General features: G+C 73.2%; 13 protein-coding genes and 3 pseudogenes. 8 read left to right on the top strand and 8 right to left on the bottom strand.

Features of this window, described 5'->3' with window-relative positions; genetic code table 11:
* Window positions 1–22: 22 nt before the first annotated feature.
* Complete coding sequence (locus ACEXOX_RS42765; protein WP_406526011.1) at window positions 23–934, bottom strand: DMT family transporter; 912 nt, start codon at window positions 932–934, stop codon at window positions 23–25.
* Window positions 935–1,267: 333 nt separating this feature from the next.
* Between ACEXOX_RS42765 and ACEXOX_RS42760 the strand changes: the two genes are divergently transcribed.
* Entirely contained in the window at window positions 1,268–1,462 is a 195-nt protein-coding gene (locus tag ACEXOX_RS42760) for a hypothetical protein (protein ID WP_030019622.1), read from the top strand.
* Window positions 1,463–1,567: 105 nt separating this feature from the next.
* Window positions 1,568–3,396, top strand: a pseudogene (locus ACEXOX_RS42755) (hypothetical protein).
* Between the two features lie 17 nt (window positions 3,397–3,413).
* Here ACEXOX_RS42755 and ACEXOX_RS42750 read toward each other — a convergent pair.
* Window positions 3,414–3,788 (bottom strand): hypothetical protein, encoded by a 375-nt coding sequence (locus ACEXOX_RS42750; RefSeq protein WP_406526010.1) that lies wholly within the window; start codon window positions 3,786–3,788, stop codon window positions 3,414–3,416.
* Window positions 3,789–3,854: 66 nt separating this feature from the next.
* Here ACEXOX_RS42750 and ACEXOX_RS42745 point away from each other — a divergent pair, with 66 nt between their 5' ends.
* Window positions 3,855–4,397 (top strand): hypothetical protein, encoded by a 543-nt coding sequence (locus tag ACEXOX_RS42745; RefSeq protein WP_406526009.1) that lies wholly within the window; start codon window positions 3,855–3,857, stop codon window positions 4,395–4,397.
* A 29-nt stretch (window positions 4,398–4,426) separates the two neighbouring features.
* On the opposite strand, the gene ACEXOX_RS42740 is transcribed toward ACEXOX_RS42745, so the two are convergent.
* Entirely contained in the window at window positions 4,427–5,929 is a 1,503-nt protein-coding gene (locus ACEXOX_RS42740) for a PLP-dependent aminotransferase family protein (protein WP_406526008.1), read from the bottom strand.
* A gap of 127 nt (window positions 5,930–6,056) precedes the next feature.
* On the opposite strand from ACEXOX_RS42740, the gene ACEXOX_RS42735 reads away from it, so the two are divergent.
* From ACEXOX_RS42735 to ACEXOX_RS42720, 4 genes and pseudogenes are all read left to right on the top strand, one after another.
* A complete protein-coding gene (locus ACEXOX_RS42735) occupies window positions 6,057–6,767 on the top strand; it encodes a YitT family protein (RefSeq protein ID WP_406526007.1) in 711 nt (236 codons plus the stop codon).
* A gap of 190 nt (window positions 6,768–6,957) precedes the next feature.
* Entirely contained in the window at window positions 6,958–7,884 is a 927-nt protein-coding gene (locus tag ACEXOX_RS42730) for an LLM class F420-dependent oxidoreductase (RefSeq protein WP_406526006.1), read from the top strand.
* A gap of 145 nt (window positions 7,885–8,029) precedes the next feature.
* A pseudogene (locus ACEXOX_RS42725) lies at window positions 8,030–8,850 on the top strand (glycerophosphodiester phosphodiesterase family protein).
* A gap of 391 nt (window positions 8,851–9,241) precedes the next feature.
* A complete protein-coding gene (locus ACEXOX_RS42720; protein ID WP_030019614.1) occupies window positions 9,242–9,625 on the top strand; it encodes an RNA polymerase-binding protein RbpA in 384 nt (127 codons plus the stop codon).
* A gap of 520 nt (window positions 9,626–10,145) precedes the next feature.
* Here the strand turns inward: ACEXOX_RS42720 and fxsA are convergent.
* Both fxsA and ACEXOX_RS42710 read right to left on the bottom strand, forming a co-directional pair.
* Window positions 10,146–10,739: an FxsA family membrane protein gene (gene fxsA / locus ACEXOX_RS42715; protein ID WP_406526005.1), complete on the bottom strand. Its 594-nt coding sequence runs from the start codon at window positions 10,737–10,739 to the stop codon at window positions 10,146–10,148.
* A 58-nt stretch (window positions 10,740–10,797) separates the two neighbouring features.
* A complete protein-coding gene (locus tag ACEXOX_RS42710) occupies window positions 10,798–11,166 on the bottom strand; it encodes a VOC family protein (RefSeq protein WP_406526004.1) in 369 nt (122 codons plus the stop codon).
* Window positions 11,167–11,304: 138 nt separating this feature from the next.
* Here ACEXOX_RS42710 and ACEXOX_RS42705 point away from each other — a divergent pair, with 138 nt between their 5' ends.
* On the top strand, window positions 11,305–11,553 hold the full coding sequence (locus ACEXOX_RS42705; RefSeq protein WP_406526003.1) for a hypothetical protein: 249 nt from the start codon (window positions 11,305–11,307) through the stop codon (window positions 11,551–11,553).
* Window positions 11,554–11,650: 97 nt separating this feature from the next.
* On the opposite strand, the gene ACEXOX_RS42700 is transcribed toward ACEXOX_RS42705, so the two are convergent.
* The 3 genes and pseudogenes from ACEXOX_RS42700 to lnt form a co-directional block, all read right to left on the bottom strand.
* The gene (locus ACEXOX_RS42700; RefSeq protein WP_406526002.1) at window positions 11,651–12,616 is read right to left on the bottom strand and encodes an LLM class F420-dependent oxidoreductase; all 966 of its coding nucleotides are present in this window, start codon (window positions 12,614–12,616) and stop codon (window positions 11,651–11,653) included.
* Between the two features lie 180 nt (window positions 12,617–12,796).
* Complete coding sequence (locus ACEXOX_RS42695; protein ID WP_406526001.1) at window positions 12,797–13,555, bottom strand: polyprenol monophosphomannose synthase; 759 nt, start codon at window positions 13,553–13,555, stop codon at window positions 12,797–12,799.
* Window positions 13,552–15,164: pseudogene (gene lnt / locus ACEXOX_RS42690) on the bottom strand (apolipoprotein N-acyltransferase). Before lnt ends, ACEXOX_RS42695 begins: the two are co-directional and overlap by 4 nt.
* Window positions 15,165–15,617: the final 453 nt, after the last annotated feature.

Here is a 15,617-nt window from a genome sequence, read left to right as displayed (position 1 = left end):
CCCGGGCGCCCTCGGGCGCGGGTCAGTTGCCGGACTGCCCGGCGGACGCCCCTCCCTCCCCCTCCTCAACTCCCTCTCCTTCCGCCCCTTCCGTGTCAGCCCGGGGCAGCACCACGACACCCCACGTGACCATGACCGCGCCGACCCCTTCGAGGATCAGCCACCAGCCGGTGCGCACCCGCTCCCCGTACACCACCATCCCGAGGGCCAGGCTGACCAGCGCCTCACCCAGGGTGAGCGCGGGCTGTGACGCCACCAGCGGGCCGGACTCCATGGCGTTGGCGAGCAGGAACAGCGCGCACCCGCCCGCCGCGACGAAGGCGTACGTCTGCCAACTGGCGAAGAACGCGCCGGGCCCGTGCCGGTCGAAGACGTCGGTCGCCGCCTTCATCAGCGTCGCGGTCAGGGCGTACCCGATCGCGGAGGCGGAGCTGAACAGGGCCGCACGGGTCTTGCCGCGGGGCCTCGGCAGGGCGGCCAGCACGCAGGCGGCCATGACGCCCCCGGAGACGAGCAGCGTCAGCACCCACTTCCCGGCGGGTACGTCGGTGCCGCCGCCGTGCGGTGCCGCCGCGGCCAGCCCCAGCCCGAGTCCGGCGGCCACCATGACCGAGGCCGCCCAGCCGGCCGCGGGCAGCCGCCGCCGCGCCACCGCACTGGCGATGAGCAGCGTGAACGGAAGCTCGGTGACGAGGATGGGCTGCACCAGTGACAGCGAACCCAGCGTCAGCGCCAGGGCCTGGCACGCCGCGGCGCCGACGATGACGGCGATCCCGCCCAGCCACGCCGGGCTGCGCAGCAGATGCCGGAACAGCCGGACGCTGAAGGCGTCGCCCGGCGGCACCTTGCGTGCCGCGATCCGCTGGAGCACGGTGCCCGTGGCGTTGGCCACGGCCGTCAGCAGGGCGAACAGCGCGGAGAGCACAGCTGGCACGAAGGGCTCCTGCGGTCCGGCGCAGCGGTCACCGGCCGCCGCTGCCCCCACGGTGCCAGATCCGCCGCCCGGCGCGGAACCGCACCACCGCGCGCCCCGGACCCGCGCCCCCGCGCCCACCGGACGGCCTTGTCCGCCGGGCTTTCTCCGGCTCCCGCCACTAGCGACCTGACCTGCAATTATGCGGCCCCTGGGGGCCATCCGGGCAGTTGTGTTGCGCCGGCCGGGGGTTTCGCCGGTGAATCACCCGTTCGCAGCTTTTTGCGGCTTGATACGTGCTGTGAGGCTGGAAGGACTGAAGGTGACCGTCCCCATCACCGAGGAGAGAACTCCATGATTCTGTCCATCTCCGGCGTCGTTCTGCTCGGCATCATCGTCTTCCTGTTCTTCCGCAAGGACGGGCTCAAGGTGTCCCACGCCCTGGTCTGCGCCCTGTTCGGCTTCTACCTCGCGGGTTCCGCGATCGCCCCGAGCATCAAGGCCGGCGGGGCGAGCCTGGCCAACCTCCTGGGCGGCATCAAGCTCTGACCTCCGGTCCTCTTCCCCCCTTGCGCCCCGCCTGGCGGGCGGCATCCGGCCGCCCGCGGTCCCCGGAGGGTGGAGCGGCTACCGCACGATCCCCCAGGAGATGATGTGGCCCGGCGTCCACTGCCCCGCATCCTGACCGACAGTGCGCCGATCGCGCGCGGGCGCGAGTTCGCGCGGACCGCGGCGGACAGTGCGGCCGACGTGTTCCATCCGCTGATCACCATCAGCCGCGGACTGCGCCGGCTGCTGGCCGCCGGACGCCGGCGCTGGTCCGCCACGCCCAAGGAGCGGCGCGGCTCACTGCTGTTCGTCGCCGCCGGCAGCGTCCTGGCCGTGGCGCTCGTCCCGTACGGGCCCGTGCTCGCGCTGGTCACGGTGATGGCAGCGGCGGCGTGGGCGGGTCGGGAGCAGCCGGCCGAGGAGCCCGCCGCCGGTCCGGGGAGGCGGAGACCGGCCGCCTGCAAGCGCTGTACGAAGCGCTGGTGCCGTACTTCGCGATCGAGGGTGATCCCAGCCCCCTGTACGCCCACGACGGGGACTGGGAGAGCGCCTTCACCGAGTACGCGTTCGACGAGGCCGGGCGCCCGGCCCGGCTGACGCTGCGCTACCCGGCGTACTTCACCGACGGCGACGCGGCGTCCCGGGCCCGTATCGAGCAGGTGCTGTACGCCAAGTCGGGGCGCGGCAGGGAATACCACTTCGCGTGGGACGAGGAGTCGAACCAGCTGACGCTGGCGGTGCTGCCGCCGCTGCCGGCCGACATCGCGGCGCAGCGGTTCGTGACGACGCACGGCGAGACCGTCCTCGGGTTCACCGATCCCGAAGCCGTCCAGCGGACGCTGCCGGTGGAGGCCGGTGACGAGACCCGGGACGTGCCGCCCGTCGTGTGGCGGACCGGTCTGCGCTCGACCGAGCCGCACCTGCTCGTGCTGGGGCAGCCGGGCGCCGGCACCACGACACTGCTGCGGTCCATCGCGCTGCAGGCCCTGCCGTACGGCGACGTCCTGGTGATCGACGGCGGTGGGACCGGCGAGTACGCGTGTCTGGCGGGACGGACCGGCGTCATGGGCGTCGAGTCCGGGCTGTCGGGCGCGCTGGCGACGCTGGAGTGGGCGGCGCACGAGACCGAGCGGCGGCTGATCACCGCCAACCGTGCGCGGCAGGCCGGTCGGCAGGCCCCGGACGACATCCGCTGGCCGCTGTGGATCATCCTGGACCGGCCCTCCGCGCTGGCCCATCTCGCGGTGGCCGAGGGGCGGGACGACCCGCAGAACCTGCTGCACGTGCCGTTGCGGCACGGCCGGGCGGCCTACGTCACGGTGGTGGTGGCCGACCAGCTCGACAGTGCCGGGCTGCTGAGCGAGCCGGTGCTGACGCACACGCGGGCCAGGGTCGTACTGGGACCGGCCACGCCGGAGGACGTGCAGGCGGTACTCGGCGCGCCGCCGCACACCACACCGGCTGCCGACGTACCGCCGGGGCGCGGCTACGCGCGGCTGGGCACCGGACCGGTGCTCCGCCTCCAGGTCCCGGCCACACCCGACCCGTACGACGACGCCACGAGCGAGGCACACCGGCAGGCCGTACTGGACCTGCTCCCGGAACCGGCGGCCTCGGTGGAGGAGGACGCGACCGAAGACCTGAGCGCGGCAGCCGGCATGGCCAGGTCGGACGCCGCGGGCGGGACGGACGAAACCGTCGCGGACGGGGTGGACGGCGCCGTCACGGGCGGGACAGATGGTGTCGTCACGGGCGCGGAGGGCGGAACCGTGGCGGGTGGTGCCGTCGGGGTCGACGTCCTGTTCGGCGCCGTCGGCCCGGCCGCGCCGTCCGGCTCCGAGGCGGTCACCGAGCCGTCCGGACCGGCACCGGCACCGGCACGGTCGACGCGGGGCACGCGGAGGGCTGAGCTTCGCCAGGCTCGGGGCGGCTGAAGCTTCTTGCCGACCGGTCAGCGACCGCGCCTCAGCCGCGCCGCCCAGCGGCCGGCTCCCCGCCGTACGCGGTGCGGACGCCGCTGGTACGACCGGCCCTCCGCCGCGCCCGCCGGTCCGCTCCCGCCGGGGCTCCGTCCCCAGTGGCCGTCAGGCGACAGGGCCGGTGCCGTACGTTCCGCCTGGGCCCGGATCTCCAGGTGCGACTCGTGAGCCGTGACGCGGAACGCCTCCTCGTACGAGGCCAGGGCCCCGCTCATGGCCCCGCCGGCGAGGCCCCGGCGGCGGATGTGCACGGCCGGCCACGCGCAGCCGCCCAGAGCCGCGGCGAAGAAGCCCAGGATGATCAGTAACGTCAGGTCGCGTCCATGGTCACGAGCCTGCTGGGCCACGCGGTGCACCGTCCCGGGCCGCCCGTGCCCCGACGGGAGCCGAAGCGGTCCCGGTACCGTTCCCTCATGATCGGCCCCCGGCTTCCCCTCCTCTTCCTCGACGTCGACGGCCCCCTCATCCCCTTCGGGGCGTCCCCGCAACAGCTTCCCGGCGGGTATCCGACGTACGGCCCGGGACGGCGGCAGCCCCGGGGAGCCGGCTCGAATCCGCTGATCAGCAGGATCGATCCGGCCCACGGCCCACGGCTGTCGGCCCTGCCGTGCGCGCTGGTGTGGGCCACGACGTGGATGTCCGACGCGAACGACTGCGTCGCACCGTGGCTCGGCCTGCCGGAACTCCCGGTGGTGAGTTGGCCGGAGCCGTCCGACGAGGACGGAGCGGGGCGGGTGCACTGGAAGACCCGCGTCCTTGTCGACTGGGCCGCCGGGCGTCCGTTCGCCTGGGTCGACGACGAGATCACCGACGCCGACCGGACGTTCGTGGCGGCACACCATCCGGGGCGGGCCCTCCTCCATCACGTGGATGCCCGACGAGGCCTCGTGGAGGCGGACTTCGCCACCCTCGGCCAGTGGCTACGGACCGGCGTACCGGCACGAGGTGACCACTGACCACACCCTGGGACCGTGCACGCGCCCCCTCACGCCACGAAGCTGTGCGGCGTCTCCACCTCTCCGGCGGCCGTCCCGGACGCCACGTGCCGAGCGGCGGCGGCCAGCCGGGACGCGGCCTCGTCGGCCACGGCTCCGCTGACGGTGAAGGGCAACCGGACGAACCCTTCGAACGCGCCGTCCACGCCGAACCGCGGCCCCGAGGGCACCCGTACGCCGAGCCGCTCCCCCGCCTCCGCGATCCGCGAGCCGGACAGGCCGCCGGTCCGGGCCCACAGGGTGAGACCGCCGGCCGGCACGCTGAACTCCCAGTCGGGCAGGTGGCGGCGGAGCGCCGCGACGATCGCGTCGCGGTTCTCGCGGGCCTGGTCGCGGCGGATCCGCACGGCCTGCTCCCAGCCGTCGCCCTCCAGGAGCGAGACGATGGCGAGCTGTTCGAGGACCGGCGAGCCGAGGTCGGCGAAGGCGCGGGCGGCGACGAGGCTGCGGATGAGGTCGGGGGCGGCCCGGACCCAGCCGATGCGCATCCCCGCCCAGAACGCCTTGCTGACGGAGCCGACCGTGATGACGTTGCTGCCCGCCGGGTCGAAGGCGCAGACGGGCCGCGGCATCTCGACGTCGTCCAGGCGGAGTTCGGCCATGGTCTCGTCGACGACGAGGACCGTACCGGCGGCGCGGGCGGCGTCCACCAGGCGGCGGCGCTGGTCCTCGGTGGCGAGGGTGCCGGTCGGGTTGTGGAAGTCGGCGACGACGTACGCCATCCGGGGCGCGGCGTCCCGCATGACCTGGCGCCAGGCCGGGATGTCCCAGCCGGCGAGGCGGTCGGTGAGGGCGACGGGGACGAGCCGGGCGCCGGCGTCGCGCATCAGCTGGAGGATGTTGGCGTACGACGGGGAGTCGACCGCGACCCGTTCGCCGGGCCGGGTGATCTGCCGGCAGAGGGCGGCCACCGCGCCCATGGCGCCGGTGGTGACCATGATCTGTTCGGGCATCGTGGGGATGCCGCGGGCGGTGTAGCGGTCGGCGAGCGCCTGGCGCAGGGCCGGGAGGCCGGCCGGGTAGTCGCCGTGGGTATGTGCGTACAGCGGGAGGTGTTCCATGGCGCCCTGCACGCCGCGCGTCAGCCAGGGCTCGGGGGCCGGGAGGGCCGCGCAGCCGAGGTCGATCATGGAGCCGGCCGCCTCCGGGGGCAGCGGTTCCAGGCCGCGGGTGGGCAGCGGGTTGCCCGCGGGGACGGCGGTCCAGCTGCCGGAGCCGCGGCGGGACTCCAGGAAGCCTTCGGCACGCAGCGCTTCGTAGGCCGCGGCGACGGTGGTGCGGCTGACGGACAGCGCGGCGGCCAGTTCGCGTTCGGCCGGGAGGCGGGCGGCGACCGGAACCCGGCCTTCCAGGACGAGGAGGCGGACGCCGTCCGAGAGGCCGCGGTAGGCGGGGATGCGGCGGCCGGCCGGCGCCACGGCGTCGCGGGTGTCCTGCGACCGGAGCAGCCGGGCGAGTTGCGACGCCCCCACTGCTGAAGTCCACTGCGCCATTGTAAGCAGTCCACCTTTCCCGGATTGGCCCTGGAAACTGATCATCTCCGAGCCACAGAGTGTCACGCGCCAGTCCAATCATGCCAGGAGGGGGAAGGTCTTGTTCAGCACACGGAGGTCCGGCGCCGTGGAGGGCGCAAGCGACAGCGAGGGGGACGCGCCGTCCGGACGCCACGCGGACCCCACGCCCGCCCGGCGGCTGCCGCGCCGTCTCGTCCACCTCTACACCGGACTGGTCCTGTACGGCCTCAGCATGGGCCTGCAGCTGCGCGCCGGGCTCGGCCTGGAGCCGTGGAGCGTCCTCAACCAGGGCATCTCCGGGCACGTCGGCCTGTCGATCGGCACCGTCACGATCGTCTCGGGCGCGCTGATCCTGCTGCTGTGGATCCCGCTGCGGCAGCGTCCCGGACTCGGGACGGTCTCCAACGCCGTACTGCTCGGCCTGGTGATGGACGCGACGCTCACCCTCGTACCGGAGATCACCGCGCTCGCCGTCCGCATCCCCTTGCTCGCCTTCGCGATCCTGCTGAACGGCATGGCGACGGGGCTCTACATCTCCGCCCGCTTCGGGCCCGGTCCGCGGGACGGGCTGATGACCGGCCTGCACCGCCGTACGGGGCGGCCGCTGCGGCTCGTAAGGACGTGCATCGAGGTCGCCGTGCTCACCGTCGGCTTCCTCCTCGGGGGCTCGGTGGGCGTGGGCACCGTGCTGTACGCGCTGGCCATCGGGCCGCTGGCCCAGTTCTCGCTGCGCTTCTTCACGATCGGCGGGCAGCGCGGGCGCGTGGTGGCGTCGTCCGAGCCGGCTCCCGCCTCCGCGCCCGCGCCGCTCTCCTGAATCCCCGCCCCTCGGGCTCCCGCCCCCTCGCCGCCCCTCCGAGGGCAACTCCCTTACCCTTGTACCGATTTATCACCTCACACCCCCGCCCCCGACCGCGCCAACTGTTACGCTCACCCTCTCAATCACCCCTCTGACCTGGCCTTTTGCTGCCCGGCGACGAGGGGTGCAGCAACCGAGGGGAGCGACAGTGAAGATCGGGATCAACGTCCTCAACTACGGGGAGGGCACCACCCCCGAAAGCATCGAGACGTGGGTGCGCGGCGCCGAGGAGCTGGGCTACCACCTGGCGATGATCTCCGACCATGTGACGCTGCCCCCGGAGGTCGCGGGCGCCTTCCCGCCGCCGTTCTACGACCCGTTCACCACGCTGGCCTGGCTCGCGGGCCGGACCAGCACCATCGAGCTGGGCACGACGGTCGTGGTCCTCCCGTACCGCCACCCGCTGCAGACCGCACGCGTGACCGCGAACCTGGACCGGTTCAGCGGCGGACGGCTGGTGTTCGGCGTGGGCCTCGGCTGGTCGCGGCAGGAGTACGCGGCGCTCGGCATCGACTACGCGTCCCGCGGCCGGATCACCGACGAGTACCTCGCCTGCATCAAGGAGCACTGGACGCAGCCGGTGGTCTCCTTCCAGGGCGAGCACGTCGCCTTTACGGACATCACCACCGGGCCCGGACCGGTCCGCGACCCGCATCCGCCGGTCTGGGTCGGCGGCCTCAGCGACGCCGCGCTGCGCCGGGCCGGGCGGTTCGGGGACGCCTGGCATCCGTACACCCTGGGCGCGGACGCGATCCGTGAGCGGCTGCCGGTCCTGGAGGCCGCGGCGGAGGCGGCCGGCCGGCCGACGCCCGCGGTGACACCCCGGATCGCACTGCACCTCACGGAACGGCCGGTGGTGGCGGAGTCCCGGCTGCCGGGCCACGGCACGGTCGACCAGGTCCGCGCCGACCTGGAGGCACTGGCGGAGCTGGGCGTGCCGTACGTCGTCCTGGACACGTACCTGTCCAGCTATGCCGGGCCGGTCCCGCCGGAGGAGAGCCCCCGGCACGACCTCGCCCAGCTGGAGGCCGCGGCGGAGCGGATCCTCGATCTTCCCGGTGAGACGCTGCGCTGAGGGCGGCGGGGGGCAGCAGGCCGAGGACGGCGGGCGGTGGGCCGGGCAGCGGTCGCACCGGCCCCATGGCGCGGCGCCGAAGGCCGGCCGTGTCCGTGGCCGGTCGCCGACGGCCGGCCCGCCCGCCCTGTATATCCTCTGGCCAATGCGCTCCCAGCAGTTGACCACCCGCGGGTTCCCCGTACGGCACCCCTACCTCGATCACCCGGCCCCGCTCGCCTTCGCCCACCGGGGCGGCGCCGCGGACGGGCTGGAGAACACCGCCGCGGCCTTCCGGCGCGCGGTGGCGCTCGGCTACCGCTATCTGGAGACCGACGTGCACGCCACGTCGGACGGCCGGCTCGTGGCCTTCCACGACGCCACGCTGGACCGGGTGACCGACCGGGGCGGGGCGATCGGCCGGCTCCCTGGCAGGCCGTCCGCCGGGCCCGGGTGGCGGGACGGGAGCCACTGGCGCTCTTCGAGGAGCTGCTGGAGGAGTTCCCGCAGGCGCGCTGGAACGTCGACATCAAGGCGGAGGCGGCGCTCCGGCCGCTGCTGGACCTGCTGCGCCGTACGGACGCCTGGGACCGGGTGTGTGTCGGCTCGTTCTCGGAGGCCCGTGTCGCGCGGGCCCAGCGGCTGGCCGGCCCGCGGCTGGCGACCTCGCTCGGGACGCGCGGCGTGCTGGGGCTGCGGATGCGCTCGTACGGCCGGGGTGTGCCCCTGGACCGGCTGCTGGGGGCGGCGGTCCGGCGCAACGCGGTGTGTGTGCAGGTGCCGGAGCGGCAGTCCGGCATCCGCGTGGTCGATCCGCCGCTGATCCGGGCCGCGCACGCGTGGCGTTTACAGGTGCACGTGTGGACGGTGAATGATCCGCGGCGGATGGCAGCCCTGCTGGACCTAGGTGTCGACGGGATCATGACCGACGACATCGGCGCGCTGCGGGAGGTGCTCACCGCCCGGGGGTCCTGGCCCGCGGAGTGAGGCCCGCCCCTCGGAACGGTCGTCCGCGCCGTCCTGACGAGCCGTTACCGCAGTGGGGCGGTCGCGTCGAGGGGGACCCGGATTTAGGCGTGGGGGCTGCGGGCCGGTAGTGTACGCCTTTGGCTCACCAGGCGGACCGTTACTGCGCGCTGAACTATGGAAAGCGCTGGGTGACATCTGCTGCCAGATGTGACAAACCGGGCATTGGTGGGTACAACAAGGGGCGGCACGAAGGAAGGCAGCGGCGCGCAGCGCCTCCATCAGGCGGTGGTGGGCGACGAGTGGGCACATCTCCCGGTGAACGGGAATCTTCACCGCCGACCGGACGTTGACCGGATGACGACGACAGCGACACCTGTCCTGTGGGCGACAAGCCCGGGAGGCACGATTCATGAGTGAGCGAGCTCTTCGCGGCACGCGACTTGTGGTGACCAGCTACGAGACCGACCGCGGCATCGACCTGGCCCCGCGCCAGGCGGTGGAGTACGCATGCGAGAACGGACATCGCTTTGAGATGCCGTTCTCGGTAGAGGCCGAGATTCCATCCGAGTGGGAGTGCAAGGTTTGCGGTGCACAAGCCCTCCTGGTGGATGGCGATGGCCCTGAGGAAAAGAAGGGCAAGCCCGCGCGTACGCACTGGGACATGCTCATGGAGCGGCGCACCCGCGAGGAGCTGGAGGAAGTGCTGGCCGAACGGCTGGCCGTCCTGCGCTCCGGCACCATGAACATTGCCGTGCATCCGCGCGACAACAACAACAATCGCAAGTCCGCCTGACGAACGGACGCGCGAACGGGCCGGGGCCACTGCACCACGCAGTGGCCCCGGCCCGTTTCCGCGTCCGACCCACTTCCGCGTCCGGCCCGTTCCGCGTACACATCCGACCCGGTACACACCCGGCCCGACGCGCCCCGCATCCCACCGCCGACAGCCCCGCCGCACCCTCTCCCCGGGTGTGCGTCAGGTCACCTTCCGCCCGCGGAATCATCCGGGCAACCGGAACGCTGAAACGGGTGCGGGTGCCGGTGGGACAGTGTCCCCGGGCCTCACCATTCGCCCGTGGGGACGATCGTCCGGCTGAAGCCCCACGGAGCCTTTCGCCGAGAGGCGACCGCCATCGGCATCCGCACCCTCGGACCGCCCCGGCCGGTTCCCCCCGATCGGCCGGGGCTTCCGCGCGTCCCGGTGCCCTGCGGATTGCGTCCACTCCCCCTCGTCGCCACATGGCGTGACGCATCGCGCACCCGGAGTACGTCCGGGCGCTCAATCCGCCCTGTCCCGCTCTCAGTTACCGCGCTCAGCGCGTCAGCGGCGGGTCCTCACGCCGCGGGGCGGGCCCTTCATCCTCGCGCACGACCTCGCCCTGGACGACCTTGCCGTCCGGCTGGTGCATACGGGCCTGCTGGAAGGCGTCGCCGAGCGAGCCCGGCGTACGGCGCGCCTGGCGGGTCAGGAGGCGCTCAGCGCGGCGGTGGAGCAGTTTGCGGGTGGGCGGGAAGAGGCAGAGCAGCCCGGCGACGTCGGTGACCAGGCCGGGGAACATCAGCAGCAGTCCGCCGAGCATGGGCAGCGTGTTCCCGCTGTCCGAGGAGGTCCGCTCCCCCGGGTTCGCGGTCGCGCCCGAGGAGGCCGCGGGGTCCCCGCCCGCCTGCATGGTCTCCGTGAGGTTCTTCCAGGCCCGCCGGCCCGCCCGCTTGATCACGTATCCGCCGGCGACCACACCGGCCAGCAGGAGCAGAAGCACCGTCAGGCCGCCCGCGGCGTCGGCGACCAGGGTCAGCAGCCAGATCTCCAGCACCAGCCAGGCGGCGATGCCCAAGGGGACGAACCGGCGGGCGCGCGAGCGCTGGGGCGGACGGGACCGGGGCGGCGGCGTGGCTGCGAACGTCATGGTTCAAGTGTGCCTGGCCCCGGCCGCGGCGCCCGCCCGCGGGTGGCCTCCTGGCACGTCACGCGTCCTCGAAGACGATCAGACAGAACTCGTTGCCCTCCGGGTCCGCGAGGACCGTGGTCGGACAGCCCGCGTCGTCGAACGGGCCGCGCAGCACCCGCGCGCCCAGGGCCACCACCCTGCTCAGCGCGGGCTCCATGGCGGGCACCCGCAGGTCCAGGTGCATCCGGTTCTTGCCCTGCTTGGGCTCGGGCACCTGCTGGAGCAGCAGCTCGGGGCCGCGGCCCTCCGGGTCCGTCAGGGCGGTGTACGGCGGTGTGGTGCGCGTGATCCGGTAGCCGAGGACCTCGCTCCAGAAGTCCGCCAGCGCCTTTCGGTCGGCACAGTCCAGCACCATGACCAGTTCCTTCGACGTCACCGCTGTCATCACCGTCTCCTCTCGCTCGTACCCCCGCGCACGGCCGTTCCGGTGCGGTCCTGATCGCCGCGGAACGCATGTGGCCGCGCCCGTCGGGCACCCGTACCGGAACCCCTACCCGCCCCTCTCACCAGGAGGCCGAACACGATGGACAAGCGCAGCGAGACACCGGAGCAGGGCGGCAGCGCCGTTCCCCGGGATCTGCCGGACCAGCAGGCGGACCCGCACGGCAGCACGCCGGACCCCTGGGAGGGCCGGAGCCCGGACGACGGGGACGACCGCTCGGAGCACACCGACGTGCCCGACACCGACGTCTCCGGCACGGGCCGCCGCGGCGCGGCGCACGACCGCGACACGCAGACCGACGAGCCGACCCCGGACGAGCCCGCCGACTGATGCGGCGGGCCCGTGCGCCCGGGGGCGCTCCCTGCCGGGCGGCCGGGGCCCCGCGGTCATCGGATCCGCGGGGCTCCCGGCGCGCCCGGAGCCCGTGTCACAGCTCCCGCAGCGCGGGCAGCAGCTTCTTCTCCGCCCAGTCGAAGAACTCGCGCTGGTGGTCGCCGCCGACCTGGACCACGGCGACCTCCGTGAAACCGGCCTCCGCGTACGGACGCACCGCCTCGACGAAGTCGTCCACGTTGTCGCCGCAGGGAATCGTCTCGGCCACGTCCTCCGGCCGGACGAACTGGGTCGCCCCGGCGAAACCGGCCGGGTCCGGCAGCTCGGAGTTGACCTTCCAGCCGCCGGCGAACCAGCGGAACTGGTCGTGGGCGCGGCGTACCGCGGCGTCCCGGTCGGGGTCGTAGCAGATGGGCAGCTGGCCCACCCGCGGCTTGCCCTGGCCGCCGTGCTTCTCGAAGGAGCTGATCAGCTCGCCCTTCGGCTCGGTCGCGATGACCAGGTCGCCGAGGCGGCCGGCGATCTCGCAGGACCGCTCCCCCGACACGGCGACGCCGATCGGCGGGGCCTGGTCGGGCAGGTCCCAGAGCTTGGCGGAGTCCACGTCGAAGTGGTTGCCGTGGTAGCTGACGGTGCCGCCCTCGAAGAGCGCCCGGATGATCTCCAGGGCCTCGGTGAACATCTCGTGCCGGGTGGTCTTGCCCGGCCAGCCGTGTCCGACGACGTGTTCGTTGAGGTTCTCGCCCGCGCCCACGCCCAGGCGGAAGCGCCCGCCGGAGAGCAGCTGCATGGTCGCGGCCTTCTGCGCGACGACCGCCGGGTGGTAGCGCACGGTCGGGCAGGTCACGTACGTCATCAGGGGGATGCGGGAGGTGGCCTGCGCCGCGGCGCCCAGCACGCTCCAGGCGTACGGGGCGTGGCCCTGGGACTCCAGCCAGGGGGCGTAGTGGTCGGAGGTCACCGAGAAGTCGAACCCGGTCTCCTCGGCCCGGACGACGTGGTCGACGAGATCACGCGGGCCGGCTTGCTCAGTCATCATCGTGTAGCCGATTTGCACCATATGGCGCGAGTTTCCCGATCATGCGACCGCAAAACTCGGTCCTTGCGATGATGCCCGGCCGGGCCCGGAACACTCCGCCCGACCGGCCTAGCGTGTGCGCCCGCGAACGACAGGCACCCCACTGCCCTCCCCCGGGCCTACGACGGCGAGGGCCGGGCCCGACCGGGGCCCGGCGCCCCCTCAGCGCCCGCGGAGCTTGTTGACCCGGGAGCCGACGCCCCAGCCGGTGACCCGCCACAGGGCCTCCACGACGATGTCCTTGCTCATCTTGCTGTCGCCGCGCTCGCGCTCGACGAAGGTGATGGGGACCTCGACGACGTGGAAGCCACCCTCGACGGCACGGCGCGCCAGGTCGACCTGGAAGCAGTAGCCCTGCGAGGAGACCTCGCCCAGACCGAGCCCTTCCAGGGTCTCCTTGCGGAAGGCCCGGTAGCCGCCGGTGACGTCGCGCAGCGGCACGTCCAGCATGGCCCGGCAGTACGTGCTGCCGCCGCGGGAGAGGTACTCGCGGTGCTTGGGCCAGTTGACCACCCGGCCGCCGGGCACCCAGCGGGAGCCGAGCACGAGGTCGGCGCCCTTGAGGGCGGTGAGCAGCCGCGGCAGCTCCTCGGGGCGGTGGGAGCCGTCCGCGTCCATCTCCACCAGGACGCCGAAGCCGTGCTCGATGCCCCAGCGGAAGCCCGCCAGGTAGGCGGCGCCGAGCCCTTCCTTGCCCTTGCGGTGCAGCACCTGGACGTGATCGTCCGCCGCCGCAAGCTCGTCCGCGACCTTGCCCGTACCGTCCGGGCTGTTGTCGTCCGCGACGAGGATGTGCGCCTCGGGCACGGAGGTCCGTACCCGCGAGACGATCGGTTTGATGTTCTCCGCCTCGTTGTAGGTCGGAATGATCACCAGGGTGGTCCCGAGCGGACCGTACTTCCGCTGACCGCCGTCTGTCACTGCTGCCCCTTCTCGTCCTTCGTACGCCCGCGCCGGCCGATCACTGCCGCGGCCACGCAGGACAGAAGTCCCACGATAGCGAGCACCCACTCGGGAAGGGCACCGACGCGGTCGGCCACGGTCTTTTCGTCACGCAGCGGCAGGCTCGCCTGCAGCACCCCCGGGTGAACTCCGGGATCTTGTGGGTGACCGTACCGTCCGGGGCCACCACCGCGCTGATGCCGCTGGTGGCCGCCGTGACCACGGCACGGCCGTGTTCCACGGCGCGCAGCTTGGACATGGCGAGCTGCTGCTCGGGCTGTCCGGTGCGCCCGTAGGTGGCGTTGTTGGTCTGGACGACGAGGGCGCGGGCGCCCGCGTTCACGGTGTCGTGGACGATCTCGTCGTAGGCGACCTCGAAGCAGATGACGTCGCCGAGGCGGGCGGACCCGACGTCGAGGACGCCGGTGTGGTCGCCGGGGTAGAAGTCGCGCGGCACCCGCTGGAACCGTGTGATGATCTTGCTGAGCTGCTCCCGGAACGGCACGTACTCGCCGAACGGCACCGGGTGCTGCTTGGTGTACGAGGCGCCGGGGCCCTTCTTGGGGTCCCAGACGATGCCCTGGTTGAAGACGTAGCCCGGCTTGTCCGGGTGGTCGACCAGGGCGCCGACCAGGACGGGCACACCGATCGCCTTGACCGCCTCGTCGATACGGTCGTACGCCTGCGGGTAGCGGAACGGATCCAGGTCCGAGGCGTTCTCCGGCCAGATCACCAGGTCCGGCTTCTTGGCCTTGCCCGCCTTCACGTCGGCGGCCAGCTGCTCCGTGGCGGTGGCGTGGTTGTCCAGGATCTGCATCGGTCGGCCGAGGAAGTCCATGCCGGGCCGCTGCACGTTGCCCTGGACGACGGCGATGTCGACGCGGTCGTCCGCGTCGGTGTGCACCGGGACCAGGAGTCCCGAGACGGTGACCGCGGCGGCCAGGCCGACGGCCTCCACGGCGGGCAGGGCCGCCCGTACCGACCTGCCGGGCCCGCGGCGCAGCCGCCACAGGACGGCGGCCGCCGCGGCCAGCAGAGCGCCGCTCAGGGCGACGGCGAACGTCACCAGCGGCGCGCCGCCCAGGGCCGCGAGCGGGGTGAAGGGCGAGCCGGTGTTGGCGAAGGCGAGGCGCCCCCAAGGGAAGCCGCCGAAGGGCACCCGGTCGCGGACCCACTCCTCGGTGACCCACAGACAGGCGGCCCACACGGGCGCGTACTCCACGCGGGAGGTGACGGCGAGGCCCGCACCGAGCAGGAGCGTGTACAGCGCCTGCACGAGGGCCAGCCCGAACACCGCGTCCCAGCCGACGACGTGCAGCCACTTCAGCAGCATGAAGAAGAACGGCAGCCCGAACGCGAAGCCGGTCCAGGCACCCTGACGGACCGTCCTGCCACGGGTGAGCAGCCCGAGGGCCGCGACACCGACGAGGGACAGCGGCCACAGGTCGTACGGCGGGAAGGCCAGCGCCAGGGCGAGACCGCTCAGCACGGCGAGCGCCGTACGCGGCACCTCACGGCGGACCAGCGCCGCGAACCGACGGCCGCGCCCTGGCACGGCTGGTGCGGCGGTGTCGGAGCCCGATGGCACGGTCCCGGCCTTCCTTGCAGGTCGTGCGGTGGTGTCGGGCACGGTCGCGGCCTTCCTTGCAGGTCATGCGGTGGTGTGCAGACCGTACAACGGGGTTGCGCGATTGCGGACCGGGGGTGCCGACGGGTATAAGCTGCGCCGCCCGCGCGCGGCGGGCGGCGGGGGCGGGCACCGTCCAGCGGTGCGGATCGGGGCCCGGTGCCCTTCGGGCCGACCTGGGACCCGCTGGCTGCGGGTCGACCGAAAGCCGTTGTCTACTGAGCAACCGGGCCCCACCCGGGTCGCACCTTCCCCCTGGCTCGTGACGAGCAGGGAGGGACCCCCATCCGGACGAAACCTTTCCGTCGTCCCCGTTCCGCAGGTGCTGGACCTGGCTCCCAGTGACGGTGCGCCGGTGCGGCACACGTCCCATGGCCCAGCTGCGTTCGACGACTGCGCGGCGGTCTCCCGGTC

The sequence above is a fragment of the Streptomyces sp. Ac-502 genome, from assembly GCF_045222935.1.
Lineage (GTDB): Bacteria > Actinomycetota > Actinomycetes > Streptomycetales > Streptomycetaceae > Streptomyces > Streptomyces monomycini.
Note: the sequence above shows the minus strand (reverse complement) of the source record. Positions and strands in the feature narration are given on the sequence as shown.